The sequence below is a fragment of the Streptomyces sp. NPDC046977 genome (genome assembly GCF_040644455.1).
In the GTDB taxonomy this organism is placed as follows: domain Bacteria; phylum Actinomycetota; class Actinomycetes; order Streptomycetales; family Streptomycetaceae; genus Actinacidiphila.
In genome coordinates this window covers 227,811-249,589 of record NZ_JBEYWO010000002.1, presented here as the reverse complement: position 1 = coordinate 249,589, position 21,779 = coordinate 227,811, and the positions used below count along the sequence as shown (strand labels likewise).

At 72.7% G+C, this 21,779-nt stretch carries 18 protein-coding genes; 7 read left to right on the top strand and 11 right to left on the bottom strand.

The window, feature by feature from the left end; genetic code table 11:
- Positions 1-42: 42 nt before the first annotated feature.
- The 5 genes from ftsH to dacB form a co-directional block, all read right to left on the bottom strand.
- Positions 43-2,094 carry an ATP-dependent zinc metalloprotease FtsH gene (gene ftsH, locus ABZ883_RS03670; RefSeq protein WP_360900844.1) on the bottom strand — a complete coding sequence of 684 codons (2,052 nt, stop codon included), beginning with the start codon at positions 2,092-2,094 and terminating at the stop codon, positions 43-45.
- Between the two features lie 193 nt (positions 2,095-2,287).
- Positions 2,288-2,827, bottom strand: a complete 540-nt coding sequence (gene hpt / locus ABZ883_RS03665) for a hypoxanthine phosphoribosyltransferase (RefSeq protein ID WP_319663067.1) — start codon at positions 2,825-2,827, stop codon at positions 2,288-2,290.
- Positions 2,828-2,863: 36 nt separating this feature from the next.
- Positions 2,864-3,850, bottom strand: a complete 987-nt coding sequence (gene tilS, locus ABZ883_RS03660; RefSeq protein ID WP_360900841.1) for a tRNA lysidine(34) synthetase TilS — start codon at positions 3,848-3,850, stop codon at positions 2,864-2,866.
- Positions 3,851-4,095: 245 nt separating this feature from the next.
- Positions 4,096-5,268, bottom strand: a complete 1,173-nt coding sequence (locus ABZ883_RS03655) for a zinc-dependent metalloprotease (protein WP_360900838.1) — start codon at positions 5,266-5,268, stop codon at positions 4,096-4,098.
- A gap of 54 nt (positions 5,269-5,322) precedes the next feature.
- Positions 5,323-6,582, bottom strand: coding sequence for a D-alanyl-D-alanine carboxypeptidase/D-alanyl-D-alanine-endopeptidase (gene dacB, locus ABZ883_RS03650; RefSeq protein WP_360900835.1), 1,260 nt, complete (start codon positions 6,580-6,582; stop codon positions 5,323-5,325).
- Between the two features lie 298 nt (positions 6,583-6,880).
- Here dacB and ABZ883_RS03645 point away from each other — a divergent pair, with 298 nt between their 5' ends.
- Entirely contained in the window at positions 6,881-7,375 is a 495-nt protein-coding gene (locus ABZ883_RS03645) for an inorganic diphosphatase (RefSeq protein ID WP_360900832.1), read from the top strand.
- Positions 7,376-7,435: 60 nt separating this feature from the next.
- Here the strand turns inward: ABZ883_RS03645 and ABZ883_RS03640 are convergent, their stop codons facing one another.
- The 3 genes from ABZ883_RS03640 to ABZ883_RS03630 form a co-directional block, all read right to left on the bottom strand.
- Positions 7,436-8,914, bottom strand: coding sequence for a wax ester/triacylglycerol synthase family O-acyltransferase (locus ABZ883_RS03640; protein WP_360900829.1), 1,479 nt, complete (start codon positions 8,912-8,914; stop codon positions 7,436-7,438).
- Positions 8,915-9,077: 163 nt separating this feature from the next.
- Positions 9,078-10,676, bottom strand: a complete 1,599-nt coding sequence (locus ABZ883_RS03635) for a threonine/serine exporter family protein (protein ID WP_360900826.1) — start codon at positions 10,674-10,676, stop codon at positions 9,078-9,080.
- Positions 10,677-10,788: 112 nt separating this feature from the next.
- Entirely contained in the window at positions 10,789-11,520 is a 732-nt protein-coding gene (locus ABZ883_RS03630) for a VTT domain-containing protein (RefSeq protein ID WP_360900823.1), read from the bottom strand.
- 213 nt (positions 11,521-11,733) lie between these two features.
- Between ABZ883_RS03630 and ABZ883_RS03625 the strand changes: the two genes are divergently transcribed.
- Positions 11,734-12,105 carry a YbjQ family protein gene (locus ABZ883_RS03625; RefSeq protein ID WP_360900820.1) on the top strand — a complete coding sequence of 124 codons (372 nt, stop codon included), beginning with the start codon at positions 11,734-11,736 and terminating at the stop codon, positions 12,103-12,105.
- Here the strand turns inward: ABZ883_RS03625 and ABZ883_RS03620 are convergent.
- On the bottom strand, positions 12,086-12,859 hold the full coding sequence (locus ABZ883_RS03620; protein WP_360900817.1) for a MerR family transcriptional regulator: 774 nt from the start codon (positions 12,857-12,859) through the stop codon (positions 12,086-12,088). The two genes, ABZ883_RS03625 and ABZ883_RS03620, sit on opposite strands and share 20 nt — an antisense overlap.
- Before the next feature lie 54 nt (positions 12,860-12,913).
- Here ABZ883_RS03620 and leuE point away from each other — a divergent pair, with 54 nt between their 5' ends.
- The 3 genes from leuE (at position 12,914) to ABZ883_RS03605 (ending at position 16,080) form a co-directional block, all read left to right on the top strand.
- On the top strand, positions 12,914-13,579 hold the full coding sequence (gene leuE / locus ABZ883_RS03615) for a leucine efflux protein LeuE (RefSeq protein ID WP_360900814.1): 666 nt from the start codon (positions 12,914-12,916) through the stop codon (positions 13,577-13,579).
- A 70-nt stretch (positions 13,580-13,649) separates the two neighbouring features.
- Positions 13,650-15,053, top strand: a complete 1,404-nt coding sequence (locus ABZ883_RS03610; RefSeq protein WP_360900811.1) for a glutamate decarboxylase — start codon at positions 13,650-13,652, stop codon at positions 15,051-15,053.
- Positions 15,054-15,081: 28 nt separating this feature from the next.
- Positions 15,082-16,080: a cation diffusion facilitator family transporter gene (locus ABZ883_RS03605; RefSeq protein WP_360900808.1), complete on the top strand. Its 999-nt coding sequence runs from the start codon at positions 15,082-15,084 to the stop codon at positions 16,078-16,080.
- A gap of 21 nt (positions 16,081-16,101) precedes the next feature.
- Here ABZ883_RS03605 and ABZ883_RS03600 read toward each other — a convergent pair whose 3' ends face one another.
- A complete protein-coding gene (locus tag ABZ883_RS03600; RefSeq protein WP_360900805.1) occupies positions 16,102-17,175 on the bottom strand; it encodes a M23 family metallopeptidase in 1,074 nt (357 codons plus the stop codon).
- 159 nt (positions 17,176-17,334) lie between these two features.
- Here ABZ883_RS03600 and ABZ883_RS03595 point away from each other — a divergent pair, with 159 nt between their 5' ends.
- The gene (locus tag ABZ883_RS03595; RefSeq protein ID WP_360900803.1) at positions 17,335-19,023 is read left to right on the top strand and encodes a SpoIIE family protein phosphatase; all 1,689 of its coding nucleotides are present in this window, start codon (positions 17,335-17,337) and stop codon (positions 19,021-19,023) included.
- Positions 19,024-19,153: 130 nt separating this feature from the next.
- Positions 19,154-20,182 carry a rod shape-determining protein gene (locus ABZ883_RS03590; protein ID WP_360900800.1) on the top strand — a complete coding sequence of 343 codons (1,029 nt, stop codon included), beginning with the start codon at positions 19,154-19,156 and terminating at the stop codon, positions 20,180-20,182.
- An 86-nt stretch (positions 20,183-20,268) separates the two neighbouring features.
- Here ABZ883_RS03590 and ABZ883_RS03585 read toward each other — a convergent pair whose 3' ends face one another.
- On the bottom strand, positions 20,269-21,108 hold the full coding sequence (locus ABZ883_RS03585; protein WP_360900797.1) for an alpha/beta fold hydrolase: 840 nt from the start codon (positions 21,106-21,108) through the stop codon (positions 20,269-20,271).
- Positions 21,109-21,779 lie beyond the last annotated feature (671 nt).

Below are 21,779 nucleotides of genomic sequence, written 5' to 3'. Positions count from 1 at the left end.
ACGGACATTCCGGTGAGCGTGAGCGATGCCACGCCGGGGGCGTCAGCCCTCGGTGCCGGGCTCCTCCGGGAGCTCGACGCTCTCGGTCGCCTTGCTCAGCGAGCCGGCCGCGGTGGCCGTGCCGTTGGCCGACGGCTGCGTGCCGTTGGTCAGGGCGAGCTCCTTGGGCGAGAGCACCGGCGGGCGGGTCGACGGCGTACGCCGCGACGAGCCCGTCCAGGCCGGACGCGCCGGACGCTTCACGATCTGCTTGAAGATCTCGGCGATCTCCTCCTTGTTCAGCGTCTCCTTCTCCAGGAGGGCCAGAACGAGGTTGTCGAGGACGTCGCGGTTCTCGACCAGGATCTCCCACGCCTCGTTGTGCGCGGTCTCGATGAGCTTCTTGACCTCTTCGTCGACCAGCCCGGCGACCTCTTCCGAGTAGTCGCGCTGGTGCGACATCTCCCGGCCGAGGAACGGCTCGCCGTCGCTCGTCCCGAACTTGATCGCGCCCAGCCGCTCGGTCATGCCGTACTGGGTGACCATCGCTCGGGCCGTGGTGGTGGCCTTCTCGATGTCGTCCGCGGCACCGGTGGTCGGGTCGTGGAAGACCAGCTCCTCCGCCGCGCGGCCGCCCATGGTCATGGCCAGCCGGTCGAGCATCTCGTTGCGCGTGGTGGAGTACTTGTCCTCGTCCGGCAGCACCATGGTGTAACCCAGGGCACGGCCGCGCGACAGGATCGTGATCTTGTGGACCGGGTCACTGTTCGGAGAAGCCGCCGCGACCAGGGCGTGTCCGCCCTCGTGGTACGCGGTGATCTTCTTCTCCTTCTCGGACATGATCCGAGTGCGCTTCTGCGGGCCGGCCACGACACGGTCGATGGCCTCGTCCAGCATCGAGTTGTCGACCAGCTTCTTGTCGCTGCGCGCGGTGAGCAGCGCCGCCTCGTTGAGGACGTTGGCGAGGTCCGCACCGGTGAAGCCGGGAGTGCGGCGGGCGACGGCCTTGAGGTCGACGTCCGGCGCGACCGGCTTGCCCTTCTGGTGCACCTGGAGGATCTCCAGGCGGCCCTGCAGGTCCGGACGGTCGACGGCGATCTGCCGGTCGAAACGGCCGGGACGCAGCAGCGCCGGGTCCAGGATGTCGGGCCGGTTCGTGGCGGCGATCAGGATGACGCCGCCCTTCACGTCGAAGCCGTCCATCTCGACCAGCAGCTGGTTCAGCGTCTGCTCACGCTCGTCGTGACCACCGCCGAGGCCCGCACCGCGGTGCCGGCCGACGGCGTCGATCTCGTCGACGAAGACGATGGCCGGGGCGTTCGCCTTGGCCTGCTCGAACAGGTCACGGACCCGGGAGGCACCGACACCGACGAACATCTCGACGAAGTCGGAACCCGAGATCGAGTAGAACGGGACGCCCGCCTCACCCGCGACGGCGCGCGCGAGCAGCGTCTTGCCCGTTCCGGGCGGGCCGTACAGCAGTACGCCCTTGGGAATCTTGGCACCCACGGCCTGGAACTTGGCCGGCTCCTGGAGGAACTCCTTGATCTCCTGGAGCTCCTCGACCGCCTCGTCCGCGCCGGCGACGTCGGCGAAGGTGGTCTTCGGGGTGTCCTTGGTGATCAGCTTGGCCTTGGACTTCCCGAAGTTCATGACCCGGGAGCCGCCGCCCTGCATCTGGTTCATCAGGAACAGGAACACGACGACGATCAGTACGAAGGGCAGCAGCGAGAGCAGGATGCCGACGAAGGCGTTCTGCTTCGAGGGAGCGACGGTGTACCCCTGCGGGAGCTGGCCGTTCTCCGACTTCGTCTGCAGCGTCTTCGCGATGTCGACGCCCTGGTCGCCGATGTAGCTCGCCTTGATCTTCGAGGAGCCGAGGTCCTTGCCGTTGACCTTGGCGCCGTCCTTGAGCTGGACCTTGATGGTGCTCTCGTCACCTGTGGTCAGCTCTGCCGACTTGGCCTGATTGGTGTCGATCGCCGCGATGACCTGGCCGGTGTCCACCGTCTTGTAGCCGCCGGACGAGCCGACGACCTGCATCAATACGACCACGGCGAGGACAGCCAGCACGATCCACATGACTGGCCCACGGAAATAGCGCTTCACGTCCATCCATGCGGGGCGATCACGCCCCGTCCCTCCTGCCACAGTGAGGCACAGCGGCCGGAGAGCCGCCGGTGCATCCGGTGTATGAACCGACCTTCGGACGGTACCCCAGCATTGTCACCCGAAGTCGCCGGAGACCGTTAACAAACAGCGTTACCACCCTCCAACGCCGCGGAGGGCGTGAGGGTTCCCGCCTGCCTCAGCCGCCGTACACGTGCGGCGCAAGAGTGCCGATGAACGGCAGGTTCCGGTACTTCTCCGCGAAGTCGAGGCCATAGCCGACCACGAACTCGTTCGGGATGTCGAATCCGACGTACTTCACGTCGATCGTGACCTTCGCCGCGTCCGGCTTCCGCAGCAGCGTGCAGACCTCCAGCGAGGCCGGACGGCGCGAGCCGAGGTTGCTGATCAGCCAGGACAGGGTCAGACCGGAGTCGATGATGTCCTCGACGATCAGGACGTCGCGGCCGGCGATGTCGGTGTCCAGGTCCTTGAGGATGCGCACCACGCCGGACGACTTGGTGCCGGCGCCGTACGAGGACACGGCCATCCAGTCCATCGTCACGTGCGAGGACAGGGTGCGGGCGAGATCCGCCATGACCATCACCGCGCCCTTGAGGACGCCGACGATGAGCAGGTCCTTGCCTTGGTAGTCCCGGTCGATCTTCGCCGCCAGCTCCGCCAGCTTGGCGTCGATCTCTTGCTTGGAGATGAGCACCTTCTCGAGGTCGGTGCCCATGTCGTTCTCGTTCACCCGTACAACTTCCGGCTCGGTCTACAAGGCCTGGAAGAACAGTCTGCCATTGCGCCGACCGACGGCGACTCCGCCCGGCAGGTTGAGCGGCTTCTGACCGCGCCAGGCGGTGAGCAGGCGGTCGGTCTCCTCGATGTGGCGGGCGAAGAGCGAACCGGGCGGGGAACCGGCGGCGACGGCCGCGCGGCGCAGGACCCGGCGGCGTACGGCGGGGGGGAGCACGAGCAGGCGGGAGATCTCCAGGCCGCCCTCGGCCGCGGCGGCGGACCGTTCCGCCTCGGCGGCCCACTGGTCGAGCGCGTCCGCGTCGTCGCGGGAGAGCTGGGCGGTGCGCGCCAGCGCCTCGACGACACCCTTGCCGAGGGACTTCTCCAGCACGGGCAGCGCCTCGTGGCGGACGCGGGAGCGGGTGTAGGCCGGGTCGTGGTTGTGCGGGTCCTCCCACACGTCGATGCCCTGGGCCAGGCAGGCCTTGCGGACCGTGTCCCGGTCGAGCAGCAGGAACGGCCGGCGGTAGCGGCCGTTGACCGACGGCATCCCGGACAGCGACCGGATGCCCGAGCCGCGCGCCAGCCCCAGCAGCACCGTCTCGGCCTGGTCGTCGCGGGTGTGCCCGAGCAGCACGGCGGACGCCCCGGAGCGCTCCGCGGCGGCGTCGAGGGCCGCGTAGCGGGCGTCGCGGGCCGCGGCCTCGGGGCCGCCCTGGCGGCCCACGGTCACGGCGACCGCGTCCACGGGGTCCAGGCCCAGGCCGCGCAGGCGGGCGGCAACGTCGACGGCGCGGACGTCCGAACCGTCCTGGAGACCGTGGTCGACGGTCACACCGCCGGCGCGCACGCCGAGCTTGGGGGCCTCGAAGGCGAGCGCGGTGGCGAGCGCCATGGAATCGGCGCCGCCGCTGCAGGCGGCGAGCACCAGCGGGCTGCCGCCCTGGTGGTCGGTCAGGACGTCCTGGAGTACGCGGCGGACCGCGAGGCGTATCGCCGCGACCGCGGGGTGGGGACCCATGTCCGGTTTCCCTCCTGAAGAGCACTGGCGGAGCAGTGGAGGCAGTGGAGACGGTGGAGTGACGCAGGGTAGCTAGATGGTGACAGACAGCGTGCGATACCCGAGCATTGCACGCTTACGCTGCGCCGACGGTCCCTCGGACGGGTGAAAGGGCAGGCGAAAAGACGGGCAAAGGGCGGCTGGATCAACGGCTGGGGCCGGTGTGGGGTAACGGGTGTGCCCGGGGCGCGAACGCCCCGGGCGGGTCAGGTCTCGGTCCTGCGGTGCACCCGCGCCACCCAGTCCGCCGGTTTGGCGATCTCCAGCTTCGTCGGCAGCGTGTTGGGCGAGGTCCAGATCCGGTTGAAGCCGTCCATGCCCGCCTGGTCGACCACCGCCCGCACGAAGCGCTCGCCGTCCCGGTACTGGCGCAGCTTGGCGTCCAGCCCCAGCAGCTTGCGCAGCGCCTGGTCCAGCCGGCCCGCGCCGCTCTGCCGGCGCTGCTGGAACTTCTCGCGGATCTCGGCCACCGACGGCACCACGTCCGGGCCGACGCCGTCCATCACGTAGTCGGCGTGCCCCTCCAGCAGCGACATCACGGCGGTCAGCCGGCCCAGGATCTCCCGCTGGTTCGGGGTCTGCACGAGGTCGATCAGGCTGGGGCCGTCCCCGGGCGCGGCGTCGATCGCCTCCTCCTCGGCCTCGGGGCGGCCGCCGGAGAAGGACTGGAACGCCTCGCGAAGCCGCTCGATCAGCGTGGAGGGGTCGATCTCGGTCTCGCCGAGGAAGGCCTGCACCTCCTGCTCGATGTGGTCGCGCAGCCACGGGACGGCCGTGAACTGCGTGCGGTGGGTCTCCTCGTGCAGGCACACCCAGAGCCTGAAGTCGTGCGGGTCCACGTCGAGTTCGCGCTCCACGTGGACGATGTTGGGGGCCACCAGCAGCAGCCGTCCGGTGCGCGGCTCGCCCGGTCCTGGCACGGCGGGGCCGGCGGGCATGTCCCGGGACGCCGGGGCGAACGTCTCGTACTGGCCGAGGACCCGCGAGGCCAGGAAGCTCAGCAACATCCCGACCTCGACCCCGGTCACCTTGCCGCCGACGGTCCCGAGCACGGCGCCGCCGGGGCCACCGGGCTTGCGGGCCTGCATCTTGTCCAGCAGCGGCTTCAGCACCTCGCGGAAGCCGGCCACATTGGCCTTGATCCATCCGGGGCGGTCCACGATCAGGACGGGCGTCCCGGCGTCCGTGGGCTCCTCGTCCCCGAACATCCGCGTGAACGCCCGTACGTGGGCCTCCGACTCCTTCGCGTACCCGCGCAGTTCCGCGACCACCGCGCGCGCCTCGTCCCGGCTGACCTCGGGCCCGGGCCGCACGAAGCGGGTCGCGGTCGCGACCGCGAGGTTCCAGTCGACCATCTCCGCACCACCGATGCTCGTCATTCCTTCACGGTACGTGCTGTCCCCCGCGCCCGGGAGCGTTCGCGGGGTGTCGGGTCAGCCGCGGCAACCGCATCGGGCCACAGCAGAGGCCAGCCGGTCCAGGGCGCGCTGCGCCGACGCGGGGCTGGTGGTCCCGTTGGTGAGGAAGGCGAACGTGACGAGCCGGCCGTCGGCGTTCACGACGGTGCCGGCCAGGGTGTTGACCCCGGTGAGGGTGCCGGTCTTGGCGCGGATGACGCCCATGCCGCCGTCGGCGTCGCCCGCGGTGAAGCGTTCCTTCAGCGAGCCGGTGAAATGGGCGACCGGCAGGCCCGTCAGAGTGGGCCGCAGCTCGGGGTACTCGGGGTCGCCGGCCAGCACCAGCAGCCGGGCGAGCTGGTCGGCGGTGAGCCGGTCGGCCCGGTTGAGACCGCTGCCGTCGGTGAACCGGGCCCCCTTGAGCGGGACCCCCAGCTCGCGCAGGGCGGAGGAGATGCCCTGCGCCCCGCCGCCGAAGGAGCCGGGCAGCCCGGCGGCGAGGGCGGTGTGCCGGGCCAGGGCCTCGGCGATGTCGTTGTCGCTGTTGGTGAGCATCCGCTCGACCAGGTCGGACAGCGGCGCCGAGCGCACCACGGCCAGCCGGTCGGCGGCGCTCCCCTTGGGCGCCGAGCGCCGGTCGACCGTCCCGGTGACCTTCACACCCCGGTCGCGGAGCATCCCCGCGAAGGCGGTCGCCGCCTTGGCCGCGGGGTCCCGGACGCGGGCCGCCGGGCCCTTCCAGCTCTTGCCGTCGACGCGGCCCTCGTCCGCCATGAGGGCGGCGACCGGGGCGATGTTGTCGTTGTGCCCGATGGGGTGGAGGGCGGGCCCGCTGTAGAGCGACGTGTCGTACGACAGCCGCACGGTGCGCGTGCCACGGGCCTTGAGGGCGCCGGCGGTGTCGTCGGCGAGGGTGCGCAGCGAGGCCGCCGCGTAGCCGCCGCCGGCCGCCTTGCGCGCGGTGAGGGTGGGATCGCCCCCGCCGACCAGCACGACACGGTCGTCGCCGTCCGCGACGACACCGGTGGTGAGCCGGTGGTCGGGCCCGAGCAGCGACAGCGCGGCGACCGCCGTGGCGATCTTCGTCGTGGACGCGGGCACGGCCGCGGCGGTCTCCCGGTGGCCCCAGATGCCCTCACCGGTGGCCGCGTCGACGACCGCGCCGGTGGTCAGCGGGCCGAGCGCCCGGTCCTTGAGCAGCGGGGCGAGCCGGCCGGCGAGGCCCCCGCCGCCCGGTGGCACGGCCCCTCGCGTGCCCGCGGCCGCCGCGAGCACCGCGGGCGCCGGGACGGGCACGGCGGCCCCCTTGCGGCCTCCCGCGGCCTTCCTTGGCGGCTGCCCGGCCGCAGCCCGCTCCCCGGGCTTTCCCTCCCGGGAGGCGGCTCTCACCCTTTCGGCCGTACGCTGACCTGACTCCCACGGTCCCGCGAGGGCCACCGCTGTCAGCGCCACGGCGAGGCCGGCGGCGGTCGACCCCGCCACCACCTGCCAGTTCTTGGAGACGGGCACCCCGGACCAGCCCCTTTCGCGACCACACACAAGCGTGGGAGACACTTAATCACCAGAAGTATGTGCTGATCATGGAGGACAGGCTGTGCTCGAGTTCGACGTCACGATCGAGATCCCGAAGGGTTCCCGGAACAAGTACGAAGTGGACCACGAGACCGGTCGTATCCGCCTGGACCGGCACCTGTTCACCTCGACCGTCTACCCGGCGGACTACGGCTTCGTGGAGAACACCCTCGGCGAGGACGGCGACCCGCTGGACGCCCTCGTCCTGCTGGACGAGCCGACCTTCCCCGGCGTCCTGGTGCGCTGCCGCGCCATCGGCATGTTCCGCATGACGGACGAGGCCGGCGGCGACGACAAACTGCTGTGCGTGCCGGCCTCCGACCCGCGCGTGGAGCACCTGCGCGACATCCACCACGTCTCCGAGTTCGACCGCCTGGAGATCCAGCACTTCTTCGAGGTCTACAAGGACCTGGAGCCCGGCAAGTCCGTCGAGGGCGCCAACTGGGTCGGCCGCGCCGATGCCGAGGCCGAGATCGAGGCGTCCTACAAGCGTCTGAAGGAGCACGGCGGCCACTGACGCCGTGCCCGTGCCGAGGGCGGCGCGCTCCCTGCCGGGGCGCGCCGCCCTCGTGTGTGCTCAGGGCTGCCGCCGCGGACCGTCCTCGCCCTCGCCGCAGGCCGCCAGCAGTTCGGCCAGGGAGCCGTGCAGCGCGGCGGCCAGCGCGTCCGCGTCCGGCACGGCGGTGGCATCCGCGAAGAGCCCGATGTGCACCCGGCCGCGGTAGGTCGAGATGGCCACGGCCAGCGACTGGCCGCGGGCGAGCGGGGCAATCGGGTGCAGCTCGGTCATCCGGCAGCCGTCGAGCGTCAGCGGCACGTCGAGCATCGGCACGTTGGTGACCAGCACGTCGAACAGCAGCCGCGCGGAGGCGGCCAGCAGCGGCGCCGCGAAGCGGTGCGCGAGCGGCGGCACGCTGTCGGCGAGCAGCGCCACCGCCCCGGGGCCGGTGTCGGGCCCGGCGGCCTTGTTGCGGTCCATGCCCTCGCGCACGCCGCGCAGCCTGGCCAGCGGGTCGGCCTCGCCGACCGGCAGCCGCAGCAGGTAGCCGGAGATGCGGTTGCCCCGGCCGCCGCGCACGCCCTTGCGGCGGCGGCGCGCCACGGGGATCAGCGCCCGCGGGCCCGGCCCGTCCGGGTCGTCGCCGCGCGACTCCATCCAGCGCCGCAGGGCGCCGGCGACGACGGCCATGACGACGTCGTTGACGGTGCCGCCGCTGGTCTTGCGCACGCGGTGCATGTCGTCCACGTCGAGCGAGGCCCCGGCGAAGCGGCGGGGCGCGCCGCCGTGCCGCGGCGCGGCACCGAGCGCGGCCGGGCCGCCGGGGTCGAGCGAGGCCCGCAGCACCGCGGAGCCGATGCCCAGCGCCCGGCCCGCCTCGCGCATCCGTGAGGGCAGGGAGGCGACCACCTGGCGCGGGTCGGGGAGCGCCGGAAGCCCCGGAAGGCCAGCCAGGCCCGGCAGACCCGGCAGACCCGGCAGCGCGGGCAGATGGAGGCCGGCCGGCTGCCGGGGCGCGGGCGGCGCCGGGACGGCGGCGGGGCGCGCGTTCCCGCCCTCGACGCGCTGCGCCGGGGCGGTCGTGGGCGCCGGGCGTGCGCCCTGGTCGAGCAGGACCGCCCCGAACTCCACCGCGCGCAGGCCGTCGGCCAGCGCGTGGTGCAGTTTGACGAGCACGGAGACGGGCGCGTCGGGGGCGCCCTCGATGACGTAGACCTCCCACGGCGGGTGCTCGCGGTCCATCGGACGGGACATCAGTTCGGCGACGGCCGCGGAGGTGTCCGCGCGGCGGACGGCGTGCACATGGCGCCGGACGTCGAAGTGCTCGTCGGGGGCCCAGGCGGCGCCGCCGACGCCGTACCAGACGTCGCGCACGCGCTGGCGCATGCGCGGGGCGTTCTCGGCGCGCGCGGTGATCAGGGCCGCCAGGCCCTCGGCGTCCACCGGGTGCTCCGGGTCCCGCTCGAAGACGGCGACGGCACCCAGGTACATGGGATGGCCCGGTGAGTCGAGGTTCCAGAAGGCGAGATCCAGTGGGCTCAACAGCTCGTCAGCCAAGGCTCCTCGCCTCCGAAAAGTTCATTTTTGCCCCGGATCGGACAGCAACGTATGCAGTGAAACCCGTGGGAATGATTACAGTCAACTACGACCACGATACGGACAGTTAACATCAGATTTCCCGACACATCATCAGGAACGGCCGTCCGTGCGGCCGCAGGGCTCAGAATCCGCGCGTCCGCTTCGCCGCCGCGCGGCGTCGTGCCTGGTCAGCGCCACCGGGCAGCCTCAGGAACAGCCGCACCGTCTCACCGCCGAGGTTCACTCCGATGGCCACCGCGAGCGCCAGCGCGGCGGCCTTGGTGAGCGAGGCGAAGCCCTGGTCCAGATGGCCCCGGGTGAGTCCGAGGAGTCCGTAGTACGTCGCGGAGCCGGGCAGCAGCGGCCCGATCGCCGCCGTCACGTACGGCAGCGCGGAGGCGAAGCGGTAGCGGGAGAGCATCTGCCCGAACAGCCCCACCAGCCCCGCGGCGACGGCGGTCGCCGCCACCGGCGACATCCCGATGCCGGCCGACCTCTGGTGCAGCGCCGCGTAGACCGTCCAGGCCACTCCGCCGTTGAGCGCCGCCGGCAGCAGCACGCCGCGCTCGCACTGGAGCAGCACCGCGAACGCCAGGCTCAGCACCATCGCCGCCACCAGTTGCAGCGGCGGGTTCTCGTACGCGCGCAGCGCCTGGTCGGGGTCCAGCTCGGCGCCCAGGCTGACCCCGGCGTACAGAATCAGGGTGACGCCGACGACGATGCCGGTGAAGAGGTACATCACCTCCAGCAGCCGGGCCGAGGCGGTGATGTAGAAGCCGGTCAGGCCGTCCTGCACGGCCGCCACCAGGGCCCGCCCCGGGATCAGCGCGAACAGGCCACCGGTGATGACGGAGGAGGCCTGGAGCGTGCCCGTGCCGGGCAGCTCGTGGCCGTAGCGGGCGATGAGCACGCCCAGCGCGGCGGCCGGCATGGCCGCGGCGACGAACTGGTAGAACTCCGGCAGCCCGCGCCCCGCGCACAGCCACGCCAGCCGGTCGCCCAGCATCGCCCCGAGCGCCGCGACCGCGAAGACCACCGGGCCACCGCCGCCCACCAGGAGGCTCGCCGCGCCCGCGAGCAGCCCGGCGGCGGCCGTCAGCAGCCAGCCGGGGTAGGGGTGGCGGTTGCGGCGGATCAGCGCGAGACGGCGGTAGGCGTCCTCCAGGGTGAGGTCGGCCGCCGTGATGTCGTTGATCAGCCGGAACACGGCCGCCAGGCGCGTGTAGTCGGTGGCCCGGCGGCGCACCGTGCGGTTGGCGGTGGCGGGCGCGTCCACCAGCGAGGGCTGGTACGAGATGCTCAGCAGGGTGAAGGTCACGGTCGGCTCGACGCGACCGAGCCCGTACGCGTGGGCCACGCCCAGCATCGCGGCCTCGACGTCCTCCGCCGCCTCGCCGCCGGCGAGCAGCAGCTCCCCGATGCGCAGCGTCAGGTCGAGCACGCGCGGCACGGGCGGTCCGGCACCGGCCTCCGGCTGCGTACCGGGCTGCTCCGGCGCCGGCCGCTCGCCGAGCGGCATGCGCAGCATCGTCCGCATGCGGTCCGGCCAGGGGGCCTCCTTGGAGAGGCTGACCACCGGGATGCCCTCGGGGGGCGTGAACGCCGGGTGCGACAACTGCGGGGAGGTCTTCGGGCGCGTGAAGGCGGAACCCTGCGGTTCGGGCCGGGGCAGCTCGACCCCGAGCGGCGGGGTGAACTCCGAGCCGCCGGTCTGCTGCCCGGGCTCCTCCTGGTGCGTCACGGTCGTTCCTCCACTCGGCCTCTCGGTGGTCCCACCCTCCGGGTACGGCAGGGGGAGGGTGTCACCACCCTCCCCCAGGCACTGCGTTTCGACTGCCCGTCGGCCCCGGACGCTAACGCCGGTTCGCGCGGTGGCGCCCGCCGCCGGAGGCGGTGGGGCTCTGGACCGGCGGCTGCGCCGGCCCGGCGCCGTCGGCCGGGGACTCCGGCCGCGGCGGGGCCTTCTTCGCGGCCGCGCGGGCCCGCAGGAACTCGATGGCGATCGGCACGACCGACAGCACGACGATCGCGACCAGCATCAGCTCGATGTGCTCGCGCACGAAGGCGATCTGCCCGAGCCAGTAGCCGAGCAGCGTCACGCCCGCGCCCCACAGGGTGCCGCCGATGATGTTGTAGGTGACGAAGGTGCGGTAGTTCATCCGGCTGACGCCGGCCACGATGGGCGTGAACGTCCGCACGATCGGCACGAAGCGGGCCAGGACGATCGACTTGGCACCGTACTTCTCGAAGAACTCGTGCGCCTTCTCGATGTTCTCCTGCTTGAAGAGCTTGGAGTCCGGGCGGCGGAAGAGCGAGGGGCCGACCTTGCGGCCGAAGAGGTAGCCGACCTGGTCACCGGCGACGGCGGCGATCACGACGAGCAGGCAGACGGCCCAGATCGGCCAGTCCAGCTTGCCGCCGGCCACCAGCAGGCCACCGGTGAACAGCAGGGAGTCACCGGGCAGGAAGAACCCGATGAGCAGACCCGACTCGGCGAACACGATCGCCAGCAGGCCGATCAGGCCCGCGGACGAGATGAGGTAATCGGGGTCGAGCCATTGCGGGCCCAGGGCGATAGTCGTCACGCGCCAAAAGTACCAACGCACTCGGGGCCGGACGGTTCCCCGTGCGCGAACGCCCGGCCACGGTCTCCCCACGCGTTCCCCCGCGCACCCGCACATATCGCCCGTTGCTCCCGAAACCCCGCCTTCCGGCGGAACCCGCGGGAAGCACACCATTTCCGCGGCGGCCCGGCGTGCATCGTGCGCGGGACGGCGGTCGCCGCGCACGATGCACCCATGGATATCGACGAGTACGGCGGCGGACAGCGGCAGGGTTCCGACGTCCTGGTGGTGACCACGAACGACATCCCCGGCTTCCGGGTGGAGCGGGTGATCGGCGAGGTCTTCGGCCTGACCGTCCGCTCCCGCCATCTGGGCAGCCAGATCGGCGCGGGCCTGAAATCCCTGGTCGGCGGCGAACTGAAGGGACTCACCAAGACCCTGGCGCAGACCCGCGCCCAGGCGATGGAGCGGCTGGTCGAGCAGGCGCGGGCGCGCGGCGCGAACGCCGTGCTGATGATGCGCTTCGACGTCAGCGAGGCCGCCGACGTCGGCACCGAGGTGTGCGCCTACGGCACGGCGGCGGTCATCACCCCTGAGCCCGCCTAGCGTTGGCGACGATCGCGTCGTGCACGTACTGGGCGGTGCCCGGCGCGATCGCCTCGTAGTAGGCGTTGAAGCGGGGATCGGCCAGGTACATCCCGGCGAGCCCGGTGTGGATCTCGTAGCCGCAGTCGTAGTAGCGGTCCACGATGAACTGCCGGTGCTCCTCGGCCAGCTCCATCGCGGCCGCGCCGTCGGCCGGGGCACCCGAGTCGCGCAGCGCGACCAGGCGGGCGGTCCAGTCGTCCTGCTCGGCCTTGATCCGCAGCCAGTCCTCCTTGGTGTAGGAGGCGGCGCGGCGCTGCGACTGCTCGTACGCGTCGGTGTTGCCCCAGCGCTGCCGGGTCTCCTCGGCGTGCTGCTCGGGGTCGTAGTCGCCGAACACCTCGAACTTCTCCTCGGGCGTGAGGTCGATGCCCATCGTGCGTGCCTCCATGGCTCGTTGGACGGCGTCGGCCATCTCCGTCAGCTTCCCGATCCGCGCGGTCAGCAGCTCGTGCTGGCGCCGCAGGTGCTCCCGCGGGTCCGCGGCCGGGTCGTCGAGGAGGACCGCCACCTCGTCCAGGGGAAAGCCGAGCTCCCGGTAGAACAGGATCTGCTGCAGCCGGTCGAGGTCGGCGTCGCCGTAGCGGCGGTGGCCCGCGTGGCTGCGCCCACTGGGCGAGAGCAGTCCGATCTCGTCGTAATGGTGCAGCGTGCGGACGGTCACGCCGGCGAAACCCGCCACCTGCCCGACCGAGTAGCCCGTGCTCGTGTTCATGACCACACCCTCCGGCCTCACGCCACGTGAGGTGCAAGTGTCATATTGGTGCCCATGCTGGGTATCACCGACCTGCCGACCTATCTGCTCGGCACCGTGCTCATCGTGCTGCTGCCGGGGCCCAACTCCCTCTACACCCTGTCCGTCGCGGCGCGGCGCGGGGTCCGCACCGCCTACCGCGCGGCCCTTGGTGTCTTCCTCGGCGACACCGTCCTGATGACCGCCTCGGCGGCCGGGGTGGCGGGCCTGCTCACCACGAACCCCGTCCTGTTCGGCATCGTGAAGTACGCGGGCGCCGGCTACCTGGCGTGGATCGCGTTCGGCATGGCGCGGGCGGCGTGGCGGATGTGGCGGGGCCCGGCCGGCGAGCCGGAGCCGGAGGTCGCGCGGGCCGCGGCCGACGGGCCGGCGCAGACCGAGCAGCCGTTCCGGCGGGCGCTGGTGATCAGCCTGCTCAACCCGAAGGCGATCCTGTTCTTCATCTCCTTCTTCGTGCAGTTCGTCGACCCCGGCTACGCCCATCCGGCGCTGTCCTTCCTGGCGCTGGGCGCGATCGCGCAGGTCTTCAGCTTCAGCTACCTCACCCTGCTGATATTCGGCGGCACCTACCTGGCCGCCCAGTTCCGCCGCCGCAGGCGCCTCGCGGCCGGGCTGACCTCGGGGGCGGCGGCGCTGTTCCTGGGCTTCGCGGCGAAGCTGTCGATGGCGTCGTCGGTCTGACGGTCCGGCCCGGGGCCGGGCCGGACCGCTCGACCTGCCGCGTCGCCGCATCGCACTTAATGTGAGCGCTATGTCGCTGCACAAGGGTGCCGAGGGGCTGCCGAAACTCGCCGTCAACCCCTTCTACGCGGGGGCCGATCCGGTGGCGGGCATGCGCACCGCGCCGCCCAAGCACCAGCTCCCCGAGGGGCCGATGCCGCCCTCCACGGCGTACCAGCTCGTGCACGACGAACTGATGCTCGACGGCAACGCCCGGCTCAACCTGGCCACCTTCGTCACCACCTGGATGGAGCGCGAGGCCCAGGTGCTGATGGCCGAGTGCTTCGACAAGAACATGATCGACAAGGACGAGTACCCGCGCACCGCCGAACTGGAGCGGCGCTGCGTGTCGATGCTCGCCAAGCTGTGGAACGCCCCCGACCCGGAGAAGGCCGTCGGCTGCTCCACCACCGGCTCCTCCGAGGCCTGCATGCTCGCCGGCATGGCGCTCAAGCGGCGCTGGATGAAGCGCCAGGGCGACCGCTACCCGGCGCAGGCCCGGCCCAACCTGGTCATGGGCGCCAACGTCCAGGTCTGCTGGGAGAAGTTCTGCAACTTCTGGGAGATCGAGGCGCGCACGGTGCCGGTCGAGGGCGACCGGCTGCACCTGGACGCCGAGTCCGCCCTCGCCCGGTGCGACGAGAACACCATCGGCGTCGTCGCCGTCCTGGGCTCCACCTTCGACGGCTCCTACGAACCGGTGGCCGAGATCTGCGCGGCCCTGGACGGGCTCCAGGAGCGCACCGGCCTCGACATCCCCGTCCACGTCGACGGGGCCTCCGGCGGCATGGTCGCGCCCTTCCTGGACGAGGACCTGGCCTGGGACTTCCGGCTGCCGCGCGTGGCGTCGATCAACACCTCCGGCCACAAGTACGGGCTCGTCTACCCGGGCGTCGGATGGGCCCTGTGGCGGGACGCCGCGGCCTTGCCCGAGGAACTGGTCTTCCGCGTCAACTACCTCGGCGGCGACATGCCGACCTTTGCCCTGAACTTCTCCCGGCCCGGCTCGCAGGTCGCCGCGCAGTACTACACCTTCCTGCGGCTCGGCCGCGAGGGCTACCGCCTGGTCCAGCAGACCGCCCGCGACGTGGCCGTCTACCTGGCGTCGCGGATCGAGGAGTACGGCGACTTCCGGCTGATCACCCGGGGCGACCAGCTGCCGGTGTTCGCCTTCACCACCGCCGACCACGTCACCGCGTTCGACGTCTTCGACGTCTCCCGGCGGATGCGCGAGCGCGGCTGGCAGGTGCCCGCCTACACCTTCCCCGCCGACCGCGAGGACCTGGCGGTGCTGAGGATCGTGGTCCGCAACGGATTCTCCGAGGACCTCGCGGACCTCTTCCTCGCCGACCTGGGACGCTACCTGCCCCAGCTGCGCGAGCAGGAGCGTCCGCTGCACCCGCCGGGCGAGGCGCCCACGGCCTTCCACCACTGAGCGGCCGCGCCCCGGGCAGACGCACCCCATGGGCAAGGACACTCAGACCAAGGGCACCGTCTTCGTCGCCCTCGCCGCGAACCTGGTGATCGCCGTGGCGAAGGCCGTCGGGGGCCTGCTCAGCACCTCGCCGGCCCTGCTGTCGGAGGCGGCGCACTCGGTCGCCGATACCCTCAACGAGATCTTCCTGCTCGCCGCGCTGCGCCGCAGCCGGCGCAGGCCCGACGCCCGGCACCCCTTCGGCTACGGCAAGGAGCGCTGGTTCTGGTCGCTGCTCGCCGCCGTCGGGATCTTCGTCATGGGCGGCTGCTTCTCCTTCTACCAGGGCATCACCGCCTTCCACGAGCACGAGCCGCACACCCTCAGGGCGTTCCTGATCGCCACCGCCGTCCTGCTGGTCTCCCTGCTCGCCGAGGGGTCGTCCCTGGCCAAGGCGCTGCTCCAGGTGCGGGGCGGCGCACGCGAGCACGGCCGCTCCTTCCGCACCGAACTGCGCGAGGGCGAGGACCCCACCTTGCGCACGGTCATCGGCGAGGACAGCGCGGCGGTCCTCGGTGTGCTGCTGGCCCTGGCGGGCGTGGGGCTGCACTGGGCGACCGGGGGGCGGCAGTGGGAGGCCTGGGCGTCCCTGGCCATCGCCGGACTGCTCATGGTCGTGGCGTACCGGCTCGGCAAGGACTGCCGCGACACCCTCATCGGCGAGGCCGCCGACCCGCGGCTGCGGCAGCGGGCGCACGAACTGCTCACCCGGCAGCCGGAGATCGACACGGTGACGGCGCTGCTGACGATGCGGCTCGGCGTCGACTCGGTGCTGCTGGCCGCCCGGGTGGACCTGACGGAGGGCATCGACAGCGAGACGGTGGAGGAGGCCGCCGTCCGGATCAAGACCACACTCGCCGGCGAGTTCCCCGAACTGGACCAGATCTTCCTGGACGTCACCGAGGCGAGCGAGGAGGACCGCCGCGAGGCGCACGAACTGCGGCAGTCGCTGCGTACGGAGGCCGCACGGCGAGAGGGCGGGCGCTGACCGCCCGGCCCCGCCCCCGGCTCAGGGTGCCGGGGGAGCGGGGTCGGCCACGCGGACGCCGTGCCGGGCGAGCCAGGGGAGCGGGGGGACGGCCGAGCCCATCTGCGGGGTGACGCGGACCTCGAAGTGCAGGTGGGGGCCGGTGGAGTTGCCCGAGCTGCCGGACAGCCCGATGCGCTGCCCGGCGCGCACCCGGCGGCCCGGCGCGGTCTCGATGACGGACAGGTGGGCGTAGTGCGTGCAGTAGCCGTCGTCGTGCCGGAGGACGATCTGGTTGCCGAAGCCGTCGCCGCAGCCGGCCGCCACCACGGTGCCGTCGCCGACCGCGCGGACCGGGGTGCCGGAGGGGACGGCGAAGTCCTGGCCGGTGTGCCGGTGCGCCCAGTGGGAGCCGGCGTCGTCGAAACCGGCGGAGAGCCGGTAGCGCGCCACCGGGCTCACCCAGTGCGGGGCGCCGCGGCGGACGGCGCCGGCGGCAGGGTCGTCGACGGGGTCGGTGTGCGGGCAGCGGGCGGCGATGCCGCCGCCCAGCAGGGCGAGGTAGCGGGCGGCGAGCCCGGCCCCGGCGCGCAGCAGCTTCTCCTCGATGTCCCGCCGGAGTTCGGCCTGCCGCCGCACCTGGTCGTCCAGGTCGTCCAGCGCGGCGTCCACGGCCGCCGTGTCCGCGGCCAGCCGGCGCTGCGCCGCCCGGTGCGCGGTCAGCAGCGCGGCCTCGGCGTGCTCGCCCTGGCGGACCAGGGTCACGTCCTCCAGCAGGCGGTCCGGGCTCCCCGACAGCAGCACCCGGGCCGACGGGCTGAGGCCCGCGTTGCGGTACTCCGTACGCGCCATGGCGCCGACCCGGTCCCGCAGCACACGCAGCCGGCGCCGCTCCCCGCCCGCCGCCGCCCGCAACGCGCGCAGCTCGGCGCGCTTGCGCCCGGCCGCCAGCTCCGCCGCCTGGTACCGCTCCACGGCGCGTTCGGCCTCCGCGTACAGCCGCTCCACACCGGGGCCGCCCGCGGGCGGTCCGGCCGCCGCCGTCGCCGTCCCCCGCAGCGCGAAGGGCACCGCCAGCAGGAGGCACAGCACCGCGGCCACCGCCTTGCATCGCATCGGGCCGATCGTGACGGCCGCCCGCGCGCGGCGGTCCGGCGACACGCCCCGCCGGGGCCCACAGCCACCCGCCGGGGTGATCGCATCCGGGCGTGCGCCGAACGGCCGGCCGCCAGATCATGGGTACGGGCGCACTCGGCGGACGGGAGGATGACCCGGGTGAGCGGTGACAGGGGGCCCGGCGACTGGTCACCACTGGACCACGAGGTCCTGCGGCAGGTGCTGGACGGCACTCCGGCCGGCGTGAGCATCCTCGACGCGCGGCTGCGCTACGTCTACGTCAACCCCGCCCTGGCCCGGATGAACGGGGTCTCCGCCGCGGCCCACGTGGGCCGCACGATCACCGAGGTGCTGCCCGACCTCGACGACACCGGCGAGGAGACGATGCAGCAGGTCCTGGCCGACGGCACGTCCCGCGAGGTGCCCTCCAGCGGCCACACCCGGGCGCCCTCGGGGCTGACCCGGCGCTACTGGCAGGGCGCGTACCACCGGCTGAGCGGCCCGGACGGCACGGCGGTCGGCCTGGTCGGCATCACGCTGGAGGTCAGCAGCTCCCGGCACGAGCAGCACGAACTGGAGCGGGCCCGCGAGCGGCTGGCCCTGCTGGACCGGGCGGCCACCTTGATCGGCACCACGCTGGAGATGGAGGCCACCTGCTCCGAGCTGGCCCGCTTCCTCGTTCCGCTGCTCGCCGACATCGCCAGCGTGGACGTCCTGCCCCCGGAGGGCACGACCTCGCACACCCGCGGCCTGCTGCGGCTGCGCCGCGCGGCGATGGCGGCACTGCCCAATCTGCGGGACCAGGTGAGGATCTTCGGCGAGCCCGGGGAGTACCTGGACTACCAGGAGGGGTCGACCATCCCGCGCTGCCTCCAGTCGGGCCGCCCGGTGCTGGAGGACCTGTGCCACGACGGCGCGCTCGTGCGCTCCGCGAGCGGCCTGGAGCGGATCGCCGCCTACCGGGCGGCCGGTATCCACTCCGCGCTGGTCGTGCCGCTGACCGCGCGCGGGCACCCCATCGGGACGGTCAGCATGGTCCGCGGCGGGGAGTCGCCGGCCTTCACCGAGCGGGACGTGGAGATCGCCCAGGACGTGGTGGGCCGCGCGGCCATCAGCCTGGACAACGCCCGCCGCTACACCCACGAGCACGGCATCACCCTCGAACTCCAGCGGGCGCTGATGTCGGAGCCGGGCTCGCCGCACCCCACCGTCGAGGCCGCCTTCCGCTACCAGCCGGCCGGCAGCAGCGCCCTGGTGGGCGGCGACTGGTACGACACCGTGCGGCTGTCCTTCGGGCGCACCCTGCTGGCCATGGGCGACGTCATGGGGCACGGGGTGGAGGCCTCGGTCGACATGAGCCAGTACCGCTCGATGCTGCGCTTCGTGGCCGGCGCCGACCTGCCGCCGCACCGCATCCTGCGCCGGCTGGACACCCTGATCTCGGAGACGGAGTCGGGGCGCCCGGCCAGCTGCCTGCTGGCGCTGGTGGACCCGACGCGCGGCAAGTGCGCCTACTCCAGCGCCGGGCACCTGCCGCCCGCCATGATCCGCCCGGACGGCTCCGTCGAGCTCGTCGAGGTGCCGGTCGGGCCTCCGCTGGGGACCGGGCACGGCGGCTACGAGATCGTCTCGGGCGCGTGCGGGCGCGGCGACGTCCTGCTGCTCTACACCGACGGCCTGGTCGAACGGCGCGGCGAGGACATCGACGTGTCCCTCGACCGGCTCGCCAGGTTGCGGTTGCACCCGGACGGGGATCTGGGCGGTCTGGTCGACCGGATCCTGTCCCTGCTGGTCTGCGAGCCCGCCGACGACGACATCGCGGTCCTCGCGGCGCGCATCGTCCGCTAGGCCGCAGGAGGGACGCCTCCCCCGGGCAGCGCAACACTACGGGCGAAATCGGGGCAATACCGTCACGATGATCATACGGGACTGCCACCGGGGCGGTCCCGGGAACCGGCTCCCTCGGGGAGGACCTGCCGTGACCGTCAGCCTCGCGCAGTTGCGCCGTTGCTCCGTAGCCGTCGACCTCGGCGCCTCACGGACCCGCGTCTACATCAAGGGACAGGGACTCGTCGTGGACGAGCCCAGCGTGGCCGCCGTCAACGCCCACAGCGGGGCCCTCATCGCCGTCGGATCACTGGCCGAGCAGATGACCGGGCGGACCCCCGACCACATCCGCGTCGTCCGCCCCATCCAGGCCGGCATGGTCGTCGACATCGACATGGCCCAGCGCATGCTCCGGCACCTGCTCGGCGGCCGGCTCCGCAAGGCATGGCGGCGCAAGCCCATGCTGCGCGCCGCGGTCTGCACCCCCAACAGCAGCAAGCCACTGGCCCAGCGCGCGGCGATCGAGACGCTGTACGGGCTCGGGTCCCGGCGGGTCGAACTCGTCGACTCCGTGATCGCCGCCGCCGTCGGCTGCGGACTGCCGGTCGAGCAGCCCGAAGCAACGATGATCATGCTCAGCGGGGCCGGCACGACCCAGATCGCGGTGCTGTCGCTCGGCGCAATCGTCGCGGCCGAGACCATCCCCGTCGGCGGAGACGCCATCGACCACGTGGTGGTGCAGCACGTCCGCAACGCCCACGAACTCGTGCTGCCCACCCAGTCGGTGCGGCCGCTGCACGAGATCCTGTCCGCCCCGGGACCCATCGCGCCGAGCACGGAGGTCCAGGGCCGGGACGTGGCCAGCGGCATCGCCCGCACCGTCACCGTCGACATCGAGAGCGTCCGCCGGGCCATCCGCATGCCGATGGCGGCCCTCGTCGACGGCATCGGCACCGTCCTGCGGCGCTGCCCGCCCGACCTGGTCGCCGACCTCACCGACCGCGGCATCATGCTCGCCGGGGGCAGCGCGCTGCTGCCGGGCCTGGACATGATGCTCCGCCAGGCGACCGGGATGCCCGTCACCATCGCGGACCGGCCGGACGTCTGCGCGGTGCGCGGCCTCGGCGCGATGATGGAGGGGCAGGTGCTGCCCATGCCGATGGACTCTCTGTCGGCCTAGCGCCGGGCGGCGATCACTGGGCGGCGGGCCGCCGCACTGCCGTCGTGGCGCACGCCGTCCGCGCCCGGCGGTCACGGGGCGGCCCCCTACCTCCCGACGCGCTCGACCAGGCGCACGACGTACTCGGCGACGAGTCCGGGGCGGAAGCCGGGCAGCCAGTGGCCGCCGTCCACGTGGTGGATCTCGGCGCCGGGGGCCCAGTCGGTGATCTCCGTCTGCCACGGCGGCAGCACGAACACGTCCTTGGACGGGGCCAGTACCTGCGCCGGCAGGGCGGCGTGCCGGACCCGCGGGCGGAGCATGCGGGGCAGCACATTGGCCCGGTAGAGCTTCAGCCCGGCCCGGTTGCGGGCGGCCCGCCCCGGCCCGTACCCCTGCGGGGGCTCACCGGTCTCCAGGCGGAGCAATCCCTTGATCACCCCGTCCAGGAAGCCGCTGCGGCACGCCAGTTCGGCGACGCCGGGCAGATGGAAGAAGGCCACGTACTGCGAGGCCAGCGCCTGGCGCAGCAGCTTGCCCAACCGCGCGGGGGTGGGCCTGCGGACCTGGGCCCGGTACCAGCGGCCGGTGTGGTCCAGATCCGGGCCCGAGATCGACGTCATCGAGGCATAACGGTGCGCCAGCTCCGGCGTGCTGACGGTGTGCCAGCTCTGCACGGAGCCCCAGTCGTGCGTCAGCAGGTGCACCGGCGCGTGCGGGCTCACGGCGTCCGCCACCGCCGTGGTGTCGGCGGCGAGCTGCGGCAGTCGGTACGCGCGGGTGCGGCGCGGCGCGCCGGACGAGCCCGAGCCGCGCACGTCGTAGGTCACCACGTGGAAGCCGTGTGCGGCCAGGCGTGCCGCCACGGCGTTCCACACCTGGTGGTCGTCGGGAAAGCCGTGCACGCACAGGACGGTGGGGGCGGCGGGGTCGCCGTGTTCGTACACCGCGAGGGGGACGCCGTCGGAGGCGGTGACCCAACGCGGCGCTTCGCTGTGCCGGGTTTTTTCCCCGCCCGCCCTCCCGTGTGCCCCATGAAGTCCGGTCACCCCGACGCCAGTTGTTGGGGGGCCGGGTTCGGGGCCTCCGGGGCTGCCATTCTGGACAGCACATTTAGGTGCTTCAGGCACTTTCCGTCGAGCACTCCGGGTCATGCACCCAAATATGCTCCACAGTCCAGAACACCACCCCTACGACCCCGCCCCCTCCGTTTCGCCATGCGCCTGATCCCCGGTGGGTGGTGTAGAAGCGGCACCGTGCTCGGGCACCCGTAAGCGCAGCGCCGTCCAAGTGCGCAGCCGTCACCGCCCACAGACACCCCACCGGCCGTAAGCCGCCCCAGCCGACCCGGGAGGGGGTGTGGCGGGGTGCGCCCGGAAGCGACGAGCGGAGACCGCGGCGCCAATAGGTAGGGCCGACCCGCGAGCGCTGAGGACGTACCCCGGCGCGGCACCGACCCCACAACGCACGCGGCGGGACCCGCACTTACCGTGCCGGGCACTCGGGTGGGAGGGCGGGGAAAAAACCCGGCACGGCGAAGCGCAGCGCGGCGCAGCGCGTTGCTTGAACGAGACGCATCCGCAACGCCGCCGAAGCCCCCCTGGGAAGGCCCCGTACG

Bases quoted from the DNA above. Each gene is read 5' to 3' on its own strand.
- ftsH (WP_360900844.1), bottom strand. From the start codon at position 2,094: ATGGACGTGAAGCGCTATTTCCGTGGGCCAGTCATGTGGATCGTGCTG.
- hpt (WP_319663067.1), bottom strand. From the start codon at position 2,827: ATGGGCACCGACCTCGAGAAGGTGCTCATCTCCAAGCAAGAGATCGAC.
- tilS (WP_360900841.1), bottom strand. From the start codon at position 3,850: ATGGGTCCCCACCCCGCGGTCGCGGCGATACGCCTCGCGGTCCGCCGC.
- ABZ883_RS03655 (WP_360900838.1), bottom strand. From the start codon at position 5,268: ATGACGAGCATCGGTGGTGCGGAGATGGTCGACTGGAACCTCGCGGTC.
- ABZ883_RS03625 (WP_360900820.1), top strand. From the start codon at position 11,734: ATGGATATCGACGAGTACGGCGGCGGACAGCGGCAGGGTTCCGACGTC.
- ABZ883_RS03620 (WP_360900817.1), bottom strand. From the start codon at position 12,859: ATGAACACGAGCACGGGCTACTCGGTCGGGCAGGTGGCGGGTTTCGCC.
- leuE (WP_360900814.1), top strand. From the start codon at position 12,914: ATGCTGGGTATCACCGACCTGCCGACCTATCTGCTCGGCACCGTGCTC.
- ABZ883_RS03610 (WP_360900811.1), top strand. From the start codon at position 13,650: ATGTCGCTGCACAAGGGTGCCGAGGGGCTGCCGAAACTCGCCGTCAAC.
- ABZ883_RS03605 (WP_360900808.1), top strand. From the start codon at position 15,082: ATGGGCAAGGACACTCAGACCAAGGGCACCGTCTTCGTCGCCCTCGCC.
- ABZ883_RS03600 (WP_360900805.1), bottom strand. From the start codon at position 17,175: ATGCGATGCAAGGCGGTGGCCGCGGTGCTGTGCCTCCTGCTGGCGGTG.